Origin of the sequence: Xanthomonas sp. NCPPB 3582, from assembly GCF_041475735.2 — a bacterium.
Lineage (GTDB): Bacteria > Pseudomonadota > Gammaproteobacteria > Xanthomonadales > Xanthomonadaceae > Xanthomonas > Xanthomonas codiaei.
On record NZ_CM192968.1, the window covers coordinates 1,855,417 to 1,872,083 of the forward strand.

Annotated in this window: 10 protein-coding genes; 6 read left to right on the top strand and 4 right to left on the bottom strand. The window is 66.3% G+C overall.

All coding sequences use genetic code 11. The annotated features are described in order from the left end of the window. Positions 1–41 precede the first annotated feature (41 nt). Together ACCQ05_RS07870 and ACCQ05_RS07875 are read right to left on the bottom strand one after the other, a co-directional pair. Positions 42–2,969, bottom strand: coding sequence for a TonB-dependent receptor (locus tag ACCQ05_RS07870; protein WP_372393448.1), 2,928 nt, complete (start codon positions 2,967–2,969; stop codon positions 42–44). A gap of 904 nt (positions 2,970–3,873) precedes the next feature. Then, positions 3,874–4,608, bottom strand: coding sequence for an SIMPL domain-containing protein (locus ACCQ05_RS07875; protein WP_228962676.1), 735 nt, complete (start codon positions 4,606–4,608; stop codon positions 3,874–3,876). Positions 4,609–4,737: 129 nt separating this feature from the next. Here ACCQ05_RS07875 and ACCQ05_RS07880 point away from each other — a divergent pair, with 129 nt between their 5' ends. The 3 genes from ACCQ05_RS07880 to ACCQ05_RS07890 all read left to right on the top strand — a co-directional run bounded on the left by ACCQ05_RS07880 (position 4,738) and on the right by ACCQ05_RS07890 (position 10,867). Then, on the top strand, positions 4,738–5,310 hold the full coding sequence (locus tag ACCQ05_RS07880) for a Maf-like protein (protein ID WP_372393449.1): 573 nt from the start codon (positions 4,738–4,740) through the stop codon (positions 5,308–5,310). Further along, the gene (gene rng, locus ACCQ05_RS07885) at positions 5,310–6,809 is read left to right on the top strand and encodes a ribonuclease G (RefSeq protein WP_104540156.1); all 1,500 of its coding nucleotides are present in this window, start codon (positions 5,310–5,312) and stop codon (positions 6,807–6,809) included. The genes ACCQ05_RS07880 and rng overlap by 1 nt, the downstream gene beginning before the upstream one ends. A 140-nt stretch (positions 6,810–6,949) precedes the next feature. After that, positions 6,950–10,867, top strand: a complete 3,918-nt coding sequence (locus tag ACCQ05_RS07890; RefSeq protein WP_372393450.1) for a YhdP family protein — start codon at positions 6,950–6,952, stop codon at positions 10,865–10,867. Between the two features lie 158 nt (positions 10,868–11,025). On the opposite strand, the gene ACCQ05_RS07895 is transcribed toward ACCQ05_RS07890, so the two are convergent. Beyond that, the gene (locus ACCQ05_RS07895) at positions 11,026–11,781 is read right to left on the bottom strand and encodes a DUF6065 family protein (RefSeq protein ID WP_372393451.1); all 756 of its coding nucleotides are present in this window, start codon (positions 11,779–11,781) and stop codon (positions 11,026–11,028) included. A gap of 99 nt (positions 11,782–11,880) precedes the next feature. Here ACCQ05_RS07895 and tldD point away from each other — a divergent pair, with 99 nt between their 5' ends. Beyond that, positions 11,881–13,326 carry a metalloprotease TldD gene (tldD, locus tag ACCQ05_RS07900; RefSeq protein WP_372393452.1) on the top strand — a complete coding sequence of 482 codons (1,446 nt, stop codon included), beginning with the start codon at positions 11,881–11,883 and terminating at the stop codon, positions 13,324–13,326. Between the two features lie 256 nt (positions 13,327–13,582). Here tldD and yjgA read toward each other — a convergent pair whose 3' ends face one another. Then, positions 13,583–14,161, bottom strand: coding sequence for a ribosome biogenesis factor YjgA (yjgA, locus tag ACCQ05_RS07905; RefSeq protein ID WP_372393453.1), 579 nt, complete (start codon positions 14,159–14,161; stop codon positions 13,583–13,585). A 145-nt stretch (positions 14,162–14,306) separates the two neighbouring features. Here yjgA and pmbA point away from each other — a divergent pair, with 145 nt between their 5' ends. Next, entirely contained in the window at positions 14,307–15,674 is a 1,368-nt protein-coding gene (gene pmbA, locus ACCQ05_RS07910; RefSeq protein WP_372393454.1) for a metalloprotease PmbA, read from the top strand. Positions 15,675–16,262: 588 nt separating this feature from the next. Continuing rightward, entirely contained in the window at positions 16,263–16,652 is a 390-nt protein-coding gene (locus ACCQ05_RS07915) for a DUF4870 domain-containing protein (protein WP_104540160.1), read from the top strand. The last annotated feature ends 15 nt before the right edge of the window (positions 16,653–16,667 follow it).

Below are 16,667 nucleotides of genomic sequence, written 5' to 3' on the forward strand. Positions count from 1 at the left end.
ACACCATGGAGTCGCCCTGGGGCGACTCCATGGCCTTTCGGTCAGAAATCGTACTGCACCATAAAACGGAAACTACGCGGTGCCTGTGTCGAACGGATCAGCCCGTAGGTGCGCAAGGGCGAGCCGGTGGTGGCATCTTCGGCAACTTCACTGACCGCCGTCTCCTTCTGATTGTCGAACACGTTGAAAACGTCCATCTTCAACTGCAGACCCTGCGCCCAGTTGGGCGTGTAGGCCAGGCTCAAATCGATTGAATTGGTCCACGGCAGACGTCCGGCAGTACCACGGGGCACCGCCACCGACGGGCCGTCGGCACCGCCGGCCTGGGTAGTGCCGCAACGGAAGAACGAAGATCCGTAGGGGTGAATGTCTCCGTTGTATGGGAACAGCACGCCAAGGCAATTCTTCGGACGGCCCGATTGCACCAGCAGGTTCGCGCCCAGCGACCATTCGTCGTTGAACTCGTAATTGGCGAACGTCTTCAGGCTATGACGGCGATCGTTGGGCAAGTAGCCGTAGGCATCAACCATCAGTTCCTTGTAGTCGAAATCCTGGGTCACGCTGGTATCGGCTTGCCCGATATCCGACTTCACGCCGCCTTCGGTATTGCCCTTGTTCCAGGCAATCGTCCAGGACGTCTGGAAGAAGAAATGATCCCAGACGCCATCCCAGAACAACTCAACTGCCTTGTAGGAGCGCTTGGCCTTCGGCGACAGCAGGTCGGCATCGACGGTGTAACGCGTCAGCGTGCCGTTGTCTTCCACGTCGGTCAGGAAAATCGAGTCTTCGCCCGGGTTGAACATGCGGCAGTAGGGGAACCCGCTGTTGGGCAGTACCGGATCCAATCCGTCGGCAACCGCCTGGTTGAAGATCGGCGTGTAGTCGCAATTGTCATCGATCGCGGCTTTCAGCTTGCGATAGATGCCGCGCGCACCGATGCTTTGGTGATCGGTGATCTGTGACTGGAAGCCCAGGATGAATTCATCCTGGTACATCGGATCGAGGTTGGTTGCTGCGATGGTCGCGGGATTCTTCGGCTCACCGAACTCACCATTGACGTAGCTCAAGGCGCCGCGTGGGGTCGTGTTGAGTGGTGCGTTGGTGACCGGGTCCACGCCGGCGAAATTGAAGTTCTGGCGTGTGAACAGCGATGCGCTGGCGCCACGCACGGCGACACTGGGCGTCAACGGAAGCGAGTAGCGCCCCGCGTTGCCGTAGATCTTCAGCGAAGAGTCGCCGTTGACATCCCAGGAAAAGCCGAGTCGCGGTGCGAATTGCTTGTCGATCTTGACGTAGCTCTGTCCATCGCCATTCAAGTTCTCGAAGGTATCCCAGCGTGCGCCCAGGTAGGTTCTGAAACGATCGGTGATGCGCCAGCTGTCTTCGACATAGACTGCCCACTGCTTGAGCTTGACGGTCGAGCCCTGATTGACGATCTGCTCGCGCACGATATCCACTTCGTCGCCGGAATTGACCACGCCATCAGGATTGACGGTCGAATAACGCCATGTGCGACCACCCTCGATCGAGGTACCAGCGATCGACTCGTAGTCGTCGCGGTCGTAGCCGAATCGGATCAAGTGATCGCCAATCGCCCACTCGGCATCCAGGCGGAACTGGTCGCGCTTGTCCTCGGCATCGTTGCGGTCGATCGAGCCCGCGGTGATGTTGCATTCCGAACTGTACTGACCGGTGAGCTGCTGGCGATAGGTGGGGCGCACATCGACGATGTTGGGGCAGCCCGTGGCCGGAGTGTTCAGATCGCCGCCGTATTCGACCCGGCGACCATCGGCGGTACGCAGGTGGGTGGCCCGCGACGAGGTGCTGTGCCCATAAAGCGCGGAGACGGTGAAGCTGTCGGTGAGATAGCCGGTGTACTTGCCGATGTAGACATCGCCGCCACCATCATTGAATTCGGTGCCGATGTATTGATTGCTGCCGTAGCGATAGTAGTCGGTCTCACTGTCGCTCTTGTCGCTGAAGGTGGTGAATTCGAGCTTGTTGTAGTCGTTGATGTCCCAGTCCACTTTCAGCAGCCAGTTTGGCCGCTTTCTGGTGGTGTCGAAGCCGTTGGCCTCGTTGTACAGCACAGGGCCGGCGGTCGTCTTTGTATCGTTGTACTGCAACAACCCATAGGCAAAGAGCTTGTCCTTGATCAGCGCGCCACTGGCCCACACCGCGCTGACGAACTCGTTGGTCGAATCACGGGAGTTGTCCTGTGCCAGCTGTCCATTGGATTCGGGGTCCAGCGGGTTGCGGAAGGTGTAGCTCGTTTGCTCGGACTGCAGCCCCTTCGGCGACCAGAACACGTTTCCGCCAGCGTGGAATTCGTTGGTGCCGCGCCTGGTGATCTGATTGACCACGCCACCGAGCGAGCGGCCGAACTCGGCGCCATAGCCACCCGTCTTGACCTGCTGCTCTGCAATTGCCTCGAACGGCACTTGCGCGAAACTCAGGTTGCGGAAGGTATTGGTGACGTTGAAACCGTTGAGGTAGTACTGATTCTCTGCAACCGAGGAGCCGCCGAACGAGGCGAGGTTGCCGAACGCCGAGTCGCCGCGAACAGTGCCAGGCGCCAGCAATGCCACTGCGGTGGTGTCGCGGGCAACCGGGATCTTTGCGATCTGCTCGGCGGTCAGGACCGTGGTGGATTCCACGGAAGACACGTCGATTGGATTGACTGAGCCGCTGGCCCGCACTTGCACGGTATCAAGCGTGGATGCGGCAGTGAAATTGACCGGTGTACCAGTACCGAGGCTGACGCTGACACCCTCGCGCACGATCCTGGTGCCGTCGCTCTCCTGCGAAGTGACGGTATAGGTTCCGATGGGTACTGCCGAGAAGCGATAGCTGCCGTCGTTGCCGACGGTGATACTGCGCGAATAGCCAGTTGCGCTGCTTTGAACCTGAATCGTCGTTCCGGCTGAGGCCTGACCAAAGATGGCGCCGGAGGTGTTTGACTGCGCCAAAGCGACGCCGGAAATGCAGAACCCTAGGGCAAGGGTCAGTGCGCTGCGTTGGAGTGCCTGTCTCGTACGGTGTGCTGAAGCCACGATCTCTCTCTCCTGCAATGTGGTGAACAACAATGTCAAGGCTCAATTGGCCTGCGCCGAGCCCGAGATTCAGACTCTAATCAGCTTTGGGGCGTGAGTCACGAAATATTCACAAACAGGAGCATGAATACTTAACATTGAAACTAAATTCGTTAATTTTCATCGAGGTTCCGCGGTTTGGCGCTGGGTGTCGCCCATTCATGTTCGCCGAGGCAATTGAGTTATACCGAGCAAGCCGGTGGTAGCTGATGCACTGAGCGTGGGACTCAAATTTGATGGCAGATAGTCATATAGGCGAGGCATACGCCGAGATTGGCGCCGGTGACATTCGATCACGCAGTTCGGCCGGCTCAGAACGAATTTGACTCCGCTCGGAGGCCGATCGCTCGTGCCCCAACAGGAGGTCGACGGCTAAGAGTGTTCAGCAGGACGTGGTGGGTAGCGGGCAGGTGAGTGTTTTGTCGGGGCACTCATCGTCGGGGCGGGCGCGTGGTCCACGCAATTCCCAGGCGGCCGCGTCCGCCTGGCGGCTGCGCAGTCGTCTTGTCATCTGCACTCACTGGCCTGCCGCTAAGCTGACGCTGAGGGTAGGGCGATTGCATAGTGCGCTACCCATCGGGACTAAGGGCCCAACTATCTCGGCCAGGGTGCCCATCTGACACTCGCGCATTCTGAAAAGATCGACTGGCGCGCGGCCGCAATGAGCAACGGCGACTCACTGAGTCGCCGTTGTTTTTGGCTGCCGGATTGAACAAGAGTGCTGGAGCCGCTCAGCGGTGGACCCCATTCTGCGATGGGGGCGCGGCAGTTGTCGGCTGGGTCAACGTCCCAATTCGAACGTCACATCCAGGTTGACCGACAGCGTGCTTTCGCCCGGAGACACCGGTGTGTCCATCTCGGCCTTGGCCGAGCGCATCGAGGCGGCCATCATCATCGGGCGCACGCCGCCGCCACTGCGTCCTTCGGAGATGCTGACGATGCGGCGTACCTTCAGGCCCAGCGACTTGGCGTAGGTCTCGGCGCGGGTCTGGGCCTTCTTCAGTGCGGCCACGCGGGCTTCGTCGTAGACCGGTTCGGGCTGGTCGATCGAGAAGCTGGGGCCGTTGATGTCGTTGGCGCCATTGGCGACCAGGGCGTCGAGCACCTTGCCCAGCTTGGCGATATCGCGCACCTTCAGGCTGACGGTGTTGCTGGCCTGGTAGCCGTTGATCTTCGGCGCCTCGTTTTCCTTGTAGGTGTACTGCGGACTGAGGTTGATACCGCTGGTCTGCACGTCCTTGTCGGCGATGCCGGCGGCCTTCACCGCGCTCATGACCTTGCTCATCTGCTCGGCGTTCTGGCGCAGCGCGGCGTTGCCGTCGGTGGCCTGGGTGACTACGCCGGCCGACAACGTGGCGATGTCCGGTACGCGCTTGGCCTCGGCCTCGGCCGAGATGTTGAGCAGGGTGCCGTCATTGGGAAGAGCGTAGCTCGGCGCGGGTTGGGCGTGGGCGGTCATGGCGGTTCCGGCAGCGAGGGACAGGGCCAGCAGCAACGGCTTGAAGGTGGTACGCATGGGATCTCCTTGTCTGTGCTGCGAGCGTGTTGGGAGGTCGATGAACATGTTGTGAGTCGCACGTGGCACAGCGGCGACACCCCTGCGCGGAGCAAGCGGGCGAGGACGGGCAACAGGTATGCTGGGCGGATGCTCTATCTCGCCTCCCGTTCGCCCCGTCGACAAGAACTGCTGCAGCGCCTGGATGTGCCGTTTCAGACCCTGGAACTGGACGTGCCCGAGCTGCGCGCGCCGGGCGAATCGCCCGACCACTACGTGCAGCGCGTGGCGCTGGACAAGGCGCGTGCCGGCCTGGCGCAGGTGCAGGCCATCGACCCGGATGCGATCGTGCTGGGCTCCGATACCGAGGTGGTGCTGGGCGAGCGGGTGTTCGGCAAGCCGGCCGATGTGGACGATGCGATCGCCATGCTGCGCGCGTTGTCCGGACGCACCCACCAGGTACTCACGGCAGTGGTCCTAGTCTGCGCACAGCGCGCCCCGGCGCAGGCGTTGGTGGTGTCCGAGGTGACCTTTGCCGCCCTCGACGACGCGCAGATCGCCGCCTATGCCGCCTGCGGCGAGCCGATGGGCAAGGCCGGCGCGTATGCGATCCAGGGACGCGCGGAACGTTTCATCACCCACCTGTCCGGCAGCTATTCCGGCGTGATGGGATTGCCGTTGTTTCATACCTCGCAGTTGCTCACAGCCTTCGGAGCGCATTGATGTCGGAAGAGATTTTGGTCAACGTCACCCCGCGCGAGACCCGTGTGGCGGTGATCGAGAACGGCATGCTGCAGGAACTGCATATCGAGCGCGGCTGGCGCCGGGGCGTGGTGGGCAATATCTACAAGGGCAAGGTGCAGCGGGTAATGCCGGGCATGCAGGCGGCCTTCGTCGAAGTGGGGCTGGAGCGCGCGGCGTTCCTGCACGCCAACGACGTGGTGCGCCCGGTGCCGGCACCGGCCAGCGTGGTCGACACCGAAGAAACCCCGCTGCCGCCGCCGCCGGCCACCTCGGTTCCCATCGTCGAGCTGTTGCGCGACGGCCAGGACATCGTGGTGCAGGTGGTCAAGGACCCCATTGGCACCAAGGGTGCGCGCCTGACCACCCAGATCAGCATTCCCTCGCGCTATCTGGTGCTGCTGCCGCAGTCCAAGATCGTCGGGGTGTCGGCGCGGATCGAGGACGAGGCCGAGCGGCTGCGCCTGAAGACCATCGTCAGCGAGGTCTCGGCCCAGCATGGCGGCTTCGGCTACATCATCCGCACCAACGCCGAAGGCCAGCCGGCCGAGGCGCTGGCCGAGGACATCGCCTATCTGTCGCGGGTCTGGAACGTGGTCGAGCGGCGCGGCCGCGAAGCGCCGCCGTGCAGCATCATCTATGAGGACCTGAGCCTGCCGCTGCGGGCGGTGCGCGACCTGATCCGCAAGGACGTGGAGAAGGTCAAGGTCGATTCCAACGAGACCTTCGTGCAGCTGCAGGCCTTCGTGGCCAAGTACATGCCGGTGCTGGCCGAGCGGCTGGAGCTGTACACCGGCGACCGGCCGATCTTCGACCTGTACGGCGTGGAGGACGAGATCGGGCGCGCCTTGAACAAGCAGGTGCCGCTCAAGTCCGGCGGCTACCTGGTGATCGACCAGACCGAGGCGATGACCACCATCGACGTCAATACCGGCTCGTTCGTGGGGCAGCGCAACCTGGAAGAAACCGTGTTCCGCACCAACCTGGAGGCGGCGCAGGCGGTGGCGCGGCAGCTGCGGCTGCGCAACCTGGGCGGCATCATCATCATCGACTTCATCGATATGGACGATGCGGAGCACCGCCGGCAGGTGCTGCGCACGCTGGAAAAGGCGCTGGCGCGCGATCATGCCAAGACCACCGTGTACGAGTTCTCGCCGCTGGGCCTGGTGGAGATGACCCGCAAGCGCACCGTCGAAAGCCTGGAGCGGCAGCTGTCGGAAACCTGCGGCCACTGCGGCGGGCGCGGCACCATCAAGACCGCCGAAACGGTGACCTACGAGATCTTCCGCGAGATCACCCGCGCGGTCCGCCAGTTCGATGCCGCCCGGTTGCTGGTGATCGCCTCTTCGAAGGTCGTCGCCCGCATCACCGACGAGGAGTCGGCGGCGGTGGCCGAGCTGGAAGAGTTCCTCGGCAAGAGCATCCGCTTCCAGTCCGACGACCAGTACCTGCAGGAACAGTTCGATGTGGTGCTGCTGTGAGTTCGGGATTGAGGAGTCGAAATTCGGGATTTGTAAAAGCCGGCGCCGTCATGATGTACGGCAAGCAGGGACGTTGACGTTGCCGTGCTTGGACAAGCTGTGACCAATCCCCACTCCCCAATGCCCAATCCCCGCCCCTGATGCCGACCCCGCTGCGCCGCCGTCTGCGGCTGTTCCGCCGCTATGCGATCACTGCCGCCGCGCTGGCGGTGGTGGCGATTGCGTTGCTGGTCGGTGCGGCCAGTCAGGCGTTGCCGCTGGCGGAGGAGCATCCGCAGCAGATCGCCGATTGGTTGAGCCAGCGCGCCGGGCAGGCGATCGCTTTCGATCGGCTGGACACCGAATGGACGCGGCGCGGGCCGTTGCTGCGGCTGGATGGCCTGCGGATCGGGCCGCATGGCGAGGTGCGGGTGGGGCAGGCGGAAGTCCTGCTGGCGCTGTATGCCGGGCTGTTGCCCGGGCATTCGCTGACCGAAGTACGCCTGCGCGGGCTGGCGCTGACCCTGCAACGCAGCGACGACGGCGTCTGGTCGGTGCAGGGCTTGCCGGCCGGGCGGCGTTCTGACCCGTTGGAAGCGCTGCGCCGTCTCGGCGAAATCCAGGTAGCGGAGGCACGTCTGCGCGTGGCCGCGCCGTCGATCGGCGTGGACACCACGCTGCCACGCATCGACCTGCGCCTGCGCGTCAGCGGTTCCACGGTCAAGGTGGGGAGCCGTAGCTGGATCGATCTCGAGCGCGCGCCGCTGACCACGGTGCTGGAGTTCGACCGCGACAGCGGCGACGGCAGCGCCTATGCGCAGGCCGATCCGGCCGACCTGGCGGCCTGGGCGTCGTTGCTGCAGCTCGGCGGCATGCGCCTGGATGGCGGCGGCGGGCGGTTGCAGGCCTGGGCGCAGCTGCGGGCGCGCCGGGTGACCGCGGTCACCGTGGATGCCGATCTCGCCCGGCTGCAGTTGTCCGGTACCGCACTGCCGGACGAAACCGCCCGCCGCACGTTGCGTTGGGAGCGGCTGCAGACGCGTGCGCGCTGGCAGACCATCGACGGCGGCTGGCGGCTGGATGCGCCGCTGCTGCGGCTGGGTGATGCGGCAAACCTGCAGCGCCTGGATGGGCTGAGCGTTGCCGGCGGGCGTCGCTATGCGATGGCCGTCCGCCAGGCGGATGTCTCGGGGCTGATCGCCGCCGCCGCGCTGAGCGACCAGCTATCGCCGGGCCTGCGCCGCTGGCTCACCCTGGCCAGGCCGCAATTGCGGGTGGCCGATCTGCAGCTTGCCGGCGAGCAGGGCGGGCCGGTCCGCGCGCAAGGCCGCATCGACGAGCTCGGCTTCCTGCCGGTGGGCAATGCGCCGGGCATCAGCGGCCTGCGCGGCCGTATCGATGGCGATGCGCAGGGCGGCGAACTGGAAACCGCGCCCGATGCCACGGTGCGCTTCGACTGGCCCACCGGCTTCGGGGTGGTGCATCAGATCCAGCTGGCCGGCAAGATCGTCGGCTGGCGCGAGGGCGCCGGCTGGCAGGTGGCCACCCCGGCGTTGCGTGTGCAGGCCAGCGACTACGGCGCCAACGTGCGCGGCGGGCTGTGGTTCCAGAACGACGGCAGCCGCCCGCGCATGCAACTGGCCGCGCAGCTGGACGAGGTGGCGCTGCCGGTGGCGCGCAAGTTCTGGATCCGCTCCAAGATGAGCAAGGCCGCCATCGACTGGCTGGACATGGCCGTGGCCGGCGGCGTGGTCACCGGCGGCACCGGCCTGGTCAGCGGCGATCTGGACGACTGGCCGTTCGACAACAACGATGGGCGCTTCGAGGCGTTCGGGCACATCCGCGATGGCGTGATCCGCTTCCAGCCGGATTGGCCGGCGATGGAGCAGGTGCAGGCCGATCTGAGCTTTATCGGCAACGGCTTCTCGTTGCAGGGGCAGGGCGATCTTGCCGGCACCCCGATCGCGCAGCTGGACGCGGGAATCCCCAGCTTCAAGACCTCCGAGCTCTACGTGCGCGCCTCCACCCAGGCCGACGCGGCGCAGCTGCTGGGCATGCTGCGACAGAGTCCGCTGGAGCGCCGTTATGGCGACACCTTGCGCAACCTCACCGTGTCCGGCCCGGCGGCGGTGAGCTTCGACCTGCTGCGCCCGTTGCGCACCAAGGGCGTGGGCGGGCATCTGCAGGGCACGGTGGCGCTGCAGGGCGCAAAGCTGGCCGATGCGCGCTGGAACCTGGCCTTCGACCAGGTCAGCGGGCAGGCCGAGTACCGCGACAGCGGCTTTGCGGCCGAGCAGTTGCGCGTGCAGCACCAGGGCCGCAGCGGCGAGCTGGCGCTGCGTGCCGGCGGCTTCGTGCAGGACCCGGCGCAGGCCTTCGAAGCACGCTTCAACGCCACCGTGGACGCCAGGGAGTTGTTCGACCGCGCGCCGCAGATGGAATGGCTACGCCCCTACGTGCATGGCAGTGCGCCATGGCAGGTGGGGGTGGACGTGCCGCTGCCCAGGCCGGGCCAGCCGGATGCGCAGGCGCTGCTGACGCTGCGCTCGAACTTGGTCGGCACCACGCTGGACCTGCCGGCGCCCCTGGACAAGCCGGCCCCCCGCCCGCTGGACACCCAGGTCAAGGTGGTCTTGCCGGTGGGCGATGGCGATATCGATGTGGCGTTCGGCAAGCTGGTGGCATTGAAGGCCAGCAGTCACGGCGAGCAGACCGGCGTGCGCGTGGTCATGGGCACCGACACGGTGAGCGAGCGCCCGCCCGCCAATGGACTGGTGGTGACCGGCCGCACCGCCTCGCTGGATGCGATCGACTGGATCAGCCTGGCACGCGGCAGCAGCGATCCGGACATGCCGCCACTGCCGGGCCAGCCGGTACCTGCCAGGAAGGATGCGGTGCCGTTGCAACAGGTCGACGTGCAGGCCGACCGGCTGTTGATGATCGGCGGCGTGTTTCCGCAGACGCGGCTGCGGCTACGCCCGACCCGCGATGCGGTGGCGGTCACCCTGGACGGCCCCTCGCTGGCCGGCCAACTCACCGTGCCCAATGCCGAGGGCGGCACGGTGCAGGGCAAGCTCAGCACCGTGCGCTGGCAGCCGGTGGCCGATGCGCCCCAGCCCGCCGCGCCCGAGCCGGGCGACCCGCTGGCCGGCGCGCTGCCCGAACCGGCACGCCGCGCGGTGGCCGAGTTCGACCCGGTCTCGATCCCGCCGCTGGCGCTGGACATCGACGACCTGCGGGTCGGCAAGATGACGCTGGGCGCGGCGATCCTGCGCAGCAGCCGGCTCACCGACGGCATGCAGGTGGATCAGTTGCAGTTGCGCTCGGACGACCAGAGCATCGGCCTGACTGGCGCCTGGCGCGGCAAGGGCGAGGCCGCCAGCACGCGGCTGTCGGCACGCGTGGACAGCCGCAACCTGGGCAACCTGCTGCAGAACCTCACCCTGGGCGGGCAGTTGCGCGGCGGCGAAGGCCAGCTGGAACTCAACGCCGGCTGGCAGGGCTCGCCGACCGGCTTTGCGCTCGGCTCGCTGGACGGCAATCTCAAGGTGGACATCCGCAACGGCCAGTTGCTGGAAGTGGAGCCGGGTGCCGGGCGCGTGCTCGGCCTGCTCAGCGTGGCGCAGCTGCCGCGCCGGCTGATGTTCGACTTCCGCGATTTCTTCTCCAAGGGGCTGGCCTTCAACACGCTGGACGGCGAGGTGCGCTTTGGCGAGGGCTTCGCGCGGACCGATGCCATCCGCATTGCCGGACCGGCGGCCGATATCGCCATTCGCGGGCAGACCGATCTGCGCGCGCAGACCTTCGACCAGACCGTGGACGTCAACCCCAAGGCCGGCAACCTGCTGACCGTGGTCGGCGCGGTGGCCGGCGGCCCGGTGGGTGCGGCGGTGGGCGCTGCTGCCAACGCGGTGCTCGGCAAGCCGCTGGGTGCGATCGGCGCCAAGACCTATCACGTCACCGGGCCTTGGAAGGACCCGCAGGTGGATGTGGTCGAACGCGAGCGTGATCGCGAACGTGCGCCGAGCAAGCCGGCGCCTGCCGGCAAACCTGCTACGCCTGCTGGACCGGCGCGCTGACGCCACCTGGCGCTGTAGTGCAGCGTGCGCGGATGGCCTGACAGGCGTATTCCCAAGCGATACGGAGCTGGGCTGCCGAGCTGCCGGCGTGGCTGCCAGCAACGGCCGGCCGGTCCGCCACCGGCCGCCTCGCACGCGCCTCGATGCGCAGCGTGCGCTCAGCCGCCTGCTGCGTCCTCGTCGCTACCGGCGCGGGTGAACATCGGCAGGCGCAGACGGGCACGGTGGCCCGGTTGCGGCGTCTGGTCTGCTCCGGCGACGCCGCGGAAATAGCCGCGCTGCCACTTTTCGCGCGCCGCCGCCGATTGCGCGTCGGGCAGTTCCTGCAGAAAGCGGGTGCGGCTGTGCGTCCAGTCGGCATGCTGCTGCGCCAGTTGCGGCGCTTCGGACAGCGGCTTCCACTGCGGTTGCACCTGCTCGATCAACTGCCGCTGCAGCGGGAACAGATGGCAGAACGGCTCGCCGGCCGCAAAGCGCACCTTGCCGGGCCGGGTGAAACGCCAGTTCATGGTGAAGGTGGAGGGGCTCCAGTCGGTTTCCACCAGGCCGCTCAATGCGCCGATACCATCCTTGGGCCGGTTCAACGGGCCGGTGACGAACAGGTCGACCCCGCTGTCGGTGCGGAACAGGCAGGGCACATGGAAGGTCAGCACGCCGTAGCCGAAATGGCTGATCGCCGGCGCGGCAGTGCCGGCATCGGCGCTGATGGCAATGGCGTCCAGCCCATCGCTGCCATCCCACTGCGCCTGGAAGCCGGACTGGCACAGCAGCTCCCAGCCATGCGCATTGGCGATCGCCAACGGCAGGCAGCGGTAGGCGTAGCGCTGGTCGGTGGCATCCATCCAGTCGCGCGCGTGCGGGGCAGGGCGGATGTCCAGCGTGTGGCCGTCCAGGACGTGGGCGATGAGCTTCATGCGCAGGCGCAGCGAAAGGAACGATCCGGCGATGATAGCGGCGCGCCCGATTCAGCCGGACGACTTGTCTCCCCGGCGCGCGGGCCCCATCCTGATCGCATGACCGATAACGCTCTCACTCTGGCCGAAACCCGGCTGCTGCTTCCTTCCGGCCTGGACGCCGGCCATCTGGACCGCACCTTCGGTGCCCTGCTGGGCCCCGGTATCGACTTCGGCGACCTGTATTTCCAGCATTCGCGGCGCGAGAGCTGGAGCGTGGAAGACGGCATCGTCAAGGACGGCGCGCATTCCATCGAACAAGGCGTGGGCGTGCGCGCGATCGCCGGCGAAAAGACCGGCTTTGCATACTCCGACGATATCCAGCGCGACACCCTGCTGGAAGCGGCGCAATCGGCGCGCGCGATTTCGCGCGATGGCGGCGCGCACCCCAGCCGCGCGCTGGTGCGTGGCAATGGCCGTGCGTTGTACCCGGCCACCGACCCGATCGACGACATGGACAGCGCCACCAAGGTGGACCTGCTGCGCCGCATCGACCAGTTCCTGCGCGCCGCCGACCCGCGCGTCAAGCAGGTGATGGTGAGCCTGTCCGGCGGCGTGGATACCGTACTGATCGCGCGCAGCGATGGCGTGCTGGCGGCCGACGTGCGCCCGCTGGTACGGCTGAACGTGCAGGTCATCGTCGAGCACAACGGCCGCCGCGAGTCCGGCTACTCAGGTGGTGGTGGCCGCTATGGCTATGCCGAACTGTTCGCCGATGGCCGCCCGGAAGGTTTTGCGCGCGAGGCCCTGCGCCAGGCGCTGGTCAATCTGGATGCCATCCCCGCACCGGCCGGCGTGATGCCGGTCGTGCTCGGCCCGGGCTGGCCCGGCGTATTGCTGCACGAGGCGGTCGGCCACGGGCTGGAAGGCGATTTCAATCGCAAGGGCACCAGCGTCTACGCCGGGCGCATCGGCGAGCGCGTGGCCTCGCCGGGCGTGACCATCGTCGACGACGGCACCCTGGATGGGCGTCGCGGCTCGCTCAACATCGACGACGAGGGCACGCCCAGCCAGTGCACCACCCTGATCGAGGACGGCGTGCTGGTGGGCTACATGCAGGACAGCCACAACGCCCGCCTGATGGGCGTGGCGCCCACCGGCAACGGCCGCCGCGAATCGTTCGCGCACCTGACCATGCCGCGCATGACCAATACCTACATGCGCGCCGGCCAGCACGACCCGCAGGAAATGATCCGCTCGGTCAGGAAGGGCATCTATGCAGTGAACTTCGGCGGCGGCCAGGTCGACATCACCAGCGGCAAGTACGTGTTCTCGGCCACCGAGGCCTACCTGATCGAAGACGGCAAGGTCACCGCGCCGGTGAAGGGTGCCACCCTGATCGGCAACGGCCCGGAAACCATGCAGAAGGTGCGCATGATCGGCAATGACCTGGCGCTGGACGAAGGCGTGGGCGTCTGCGGCAAGGACGGCCAGAGCGTGCCGGTGGGCGTGGGCCAGCCGTCGCTGCTGATCGACGGCATTACGGTTGGCGGAACGCAGGCCTGAGATGCGGGGATTTGGGAGCCGGGATTCGGGAGTCGTAACGGCAGGAGCGGGGCGCCATGTGGCCATGCCCTGTGCTGCGTCGGGCTTGATACCGGGAATCGGGATCAGAGCATCGGGCGGCGCAGCGGTAGAGGCGCGTAGCGTCCTCGGCGCTCAGGTGTCGCCTACCCAGGTTGCTGATGCTGGACGCATGCTGCCGCGGCTGGCTGCGGCGGAGGCGCTGGTTGAGCTGCTCCGCGATTGTGGCCGCCAGGCGCTATTCGTCGTCTTCCAGATCCTGCTCGTCGTCCAATCCCGAATCCCCACTCTCCACTCCCTGCGCTCGAGACAGATCGCGCAGCACCTGGAACAGCTCGCGATAGGCGCGCGGGGGTTTGTTCTTGGCGCGTTCGTGGATCGCGTTGCGCACCAGCTGGCGCAGTTGCTGGCGGTCGGCGTCCGGGTAGGTTTCCAGCAGTTCGGCCAGCGCGGTGTCGCTTTCGGCGAGCAGGCGTTCGCGCCAGCGCTCGACACGGTGGATCGCGGCCACTTCGCGGCGCGCGGTGTCGCTGTTGGCATCCAGCGCCTCGCGGATCGCGTCCAGGGTTTCGTCGTCCTCGCGGCGCATGTGCTTGGCCAGAAACGCCAGCTGCCGCTTGTGGGCGATATGCGAGGTGATGCGCTTGCTTTCTTCGATATGCGGAATCAGCGATTCGGGCACCGGCAGCTTGGCCAGCTGGGCCGGCGTGAGCGCGACCAGCTTTTCGCCCAGCGCAAAGATCTCCAGCGCTTCGCGCCGCTGCTGGCTGCGGCTGGCGCCACGAAATTCACCGGTGTCTTCATCACGTCCGCGCATCGCCACTACATCCCGAAACTTGGTTGATAAACATCTCCGGCCATGAACGGCCGGGTTCTTGCGGACGGATCCGCATCCAAATCAGACAGTCCGGCCAGGGATGGCCGGGTTCTTGCGGATGGATCCGCTGCCAAAGGATAAAGCATTGAACGCACTTGCCCCCGAAACCCGTGTCACCGACGACAGCCTGCAGCGCCTGGATGCGCTGACCGAGATCTCCCAGCGCCTGCTCGAGCGCGCCCGTGCGGCCGGCGCCACCCAGGCCGAAGTGAGCTGTAGCGAAGAGCGCGGACTGGATGTGAACGTGCGCCTGGGCGAGGTGGAAACCGTCGAATCCACCCGCGACCGCGGTATCGCGGTGACGGTGTATTTCGGCAAGCGCAAGGGCAGCGCCAGCACCGCCGATCTGCAGGAGGCGAGCCTGGAAGCCACGGTGGCACAGGCCTGCGCGATCGCGCGCTATACCGAAGACGATCCGGCCGCCGGCCTGGCCGACCCGGAGCTGATGGCGCAGGCGTTTCCCGAGCTCGACAGCTGGCACCCGTGGGCGCTGGATGCCGACACCGCGGTGGACCTGGCCTTGGCCTGCGAAACCGCCGGGCGCGATGCCGATGCGCGCATCAGCAATTCCGACGGCGCTTCGGCCAGCACCGGTCTCAGCCTGTCGGTATATGCCAACTCGCATGGCTTCGTGGGTCGTGAGCGCGGCACGCATCATTCGATCAGCTGCGCGCTGATCGCTGGGCAGGGCGACGGCATGCAGCGCGATGGCTGGTACAGCAGCGCACTGGCACGCGAAGACCTGGAGGCGCCGGATGCCATTGGCCGGCATGCCGCCGAGCGTACCGTGGCGCGGTTGCAGCCGCGTTCGCTGCCCACCGGCCCGTTGCCGGTGCTGTTCGCGCCGGAAGTGGCGCGCTCGCTGGTGGGGCATCTGCTGGGCGCGGTGTCCGGCGGCGCGCTGTATCGCCGCGCCAGCTTTCTGCTCGACAGCGTCGGCACCAAGCTGTTCCCGGACTGGTTCAACATCGAGGAACTACCGCATCTGCGCCGCGGGCTGCGCTCGGCCGCATTCGATGGCGAAGGCGTGGCGACGCGGCGCTCGGCCCTGATCACCGACGGTGTGCTGCAGCGCTACGTGTTGGGCAGTTATTCGGCGCGCAAGCTGGGGCTGCAAACCACCGCCAACGCCGGCGGCGTGCACAACCTGCAGGTCAGCGCCAACGCCGGCGATCTGGCATCGATGATCGCCGGCATGTCGCGCGGTCTGCTGGTCACCGAGCTGATGGGCAATGGCGTGAACCCGGTGACTGGCGATTACTCGCGCGGCGCCGGCGGCTTCTGGATCGAGAACGGCGCCATCGCCTATCCGGTGGACGGGCTGACCATCGCCGGCAACCTGCGCGAGATGTTCGCCGGCATCGAAGCGGTGGGCAGCGACGTGGACCCGCGCTCGCACGTCAGGATCGGCTCGGTGCTGGTCGGCAGAATGACGGTGGCTGGTAACGAATGACCGAAGCCATGCGCCAACGCCGACCCATGACGATGGTGCAGCCAACACCAGGACCGGTAGTCCTGCGTCGATAGAACAGCGCACTTTGCGGCAGTACACATTTCGACGCGGGTCGGCCGCTTCCCACTATTGGCACGGTGCACCTGGGAGGCTGTGCGCTGTGGTGGCTGGTGTGCCATGGCTGCTACCGGCTGCGGCGCGGAGGGCGAGGCGGGATAGGTGGCTGCTCTCCGCGTAGCAGGCCCGGAAGGCAGTGGTGCTGGGCATCGGGTCGTTGGTGGCGAGCGCGCTGCTGTCGGTGCCGATGCTGGGGATCGCTGGCGTCGGGTGGTTGGTCCGACCGATCCCGATCTCATCCGGATGCTGCTGGCGGCGGCGTAATGCACTTGCGACAGCAGCAGGTTGCGACATTATCGTTCCCGCTACTGACCGCCATCACCCCGCCTCGCCGCCGGCGTGAGCGTGCGGCCCGGGCATACGCATCGCCCCGAATGCAGGGGATGAAGCGGGGACCATGTCTTCCCACACTGGTGGCTGGCTGAATCGTTGTTATAGTCCGCCGCACCACAATCATGTTTGGGGAGACAGATGAGCGAATTCGAGACACACACCGCACCACCGCCGCCGCCGATCGGAACCGGTGCGCCGTCCGGGGAGCGCACCCTTGCCCTGGCAGCGCATCTGCTGGGCATCCTGACCTATTTCATCGGTGCCCTGGTGATCTGGCTGATCAGCAAGGATGCGAGTCCTTCCAAGCCGTTCGCCACCGATCAGGCCAAGGAAGCGTTGAATTTCCAGATCACGGTGACGCTGGCGATGATCGTGGCGGTGGTCATCGCCACGGTGACGTTCGGTCTGCTGTTCTTCCTGCCGACCCTGGTGTGGATCGCCAGCCTGGTGTTCTGCATCCTGGCCGCGGTCAAGGCCAACAACGGCGAGCACTACCGCTATCCGTTCGCGCTGCGCCTGATCAAGTAATCGCGTACTGCGTAA

Excerpts from the sequence above, each read along its gene's own strand:
- ACCQ05_RS07875 (WP_228962676.1), bottom strand. The coding sequence starts at position 4,608 with ATGCGTACCACCTTCAAGCCGTTGCTGCTGGCCCTGTCCCTCGCTGCC.
- ACCQ05_RS07880 (WP_372393449.1), top strand. The coding sequence starts at position 4,738 with ATGCTCTATCTCGCCTCCCGTTCGCCCCGTCGACAAGAACTGCTGCAG.
- rng (WP_104540156.1), top strand. The coding sequence starts at position 5,310 with ATGTCGGAAGAGATTTTGGTCAACGTCACCCCGCGCGAGACCCGTGTG.
- ACCQ05_RS07890 (WP_372393450.1), top strand. The coding sequence starts at position 6,950 with ATGCCGACCCCGCTGCGCCGCCGTCTGCGGCTGTTCCGCCGCTATGCG.
- ACCQ05_RS07895 (WP_372393451.1), bottom strand. The coding sequence starts at position 11,781 with ATGAAGCTCATCGCCCACGTCCTGGACGGCCACACGCTGGACATCCGC.
- tldD (WP_372393452.1), top strand. The coding sequence starts at position 11,881 with ATGACCGATAACGCTCTCACTCTGGCCGAAACCCGGCTGCTGCTTCCT.
- yjgA (WP_372393453.1), bottom strand. The coding sequence starts at position 14,161 with ATGCGCGGACGTGATGAAGACACCGGTGAATTTCGTGGCGCCAGCCGC.
- ACCQ05_RS07915 (WP_104540160.1), top strand. The coding sequence starts at position 16,263 with ATGAGCGAATTCGAGACACACACCGCACCACCGCCGCCGCCGATCGGA.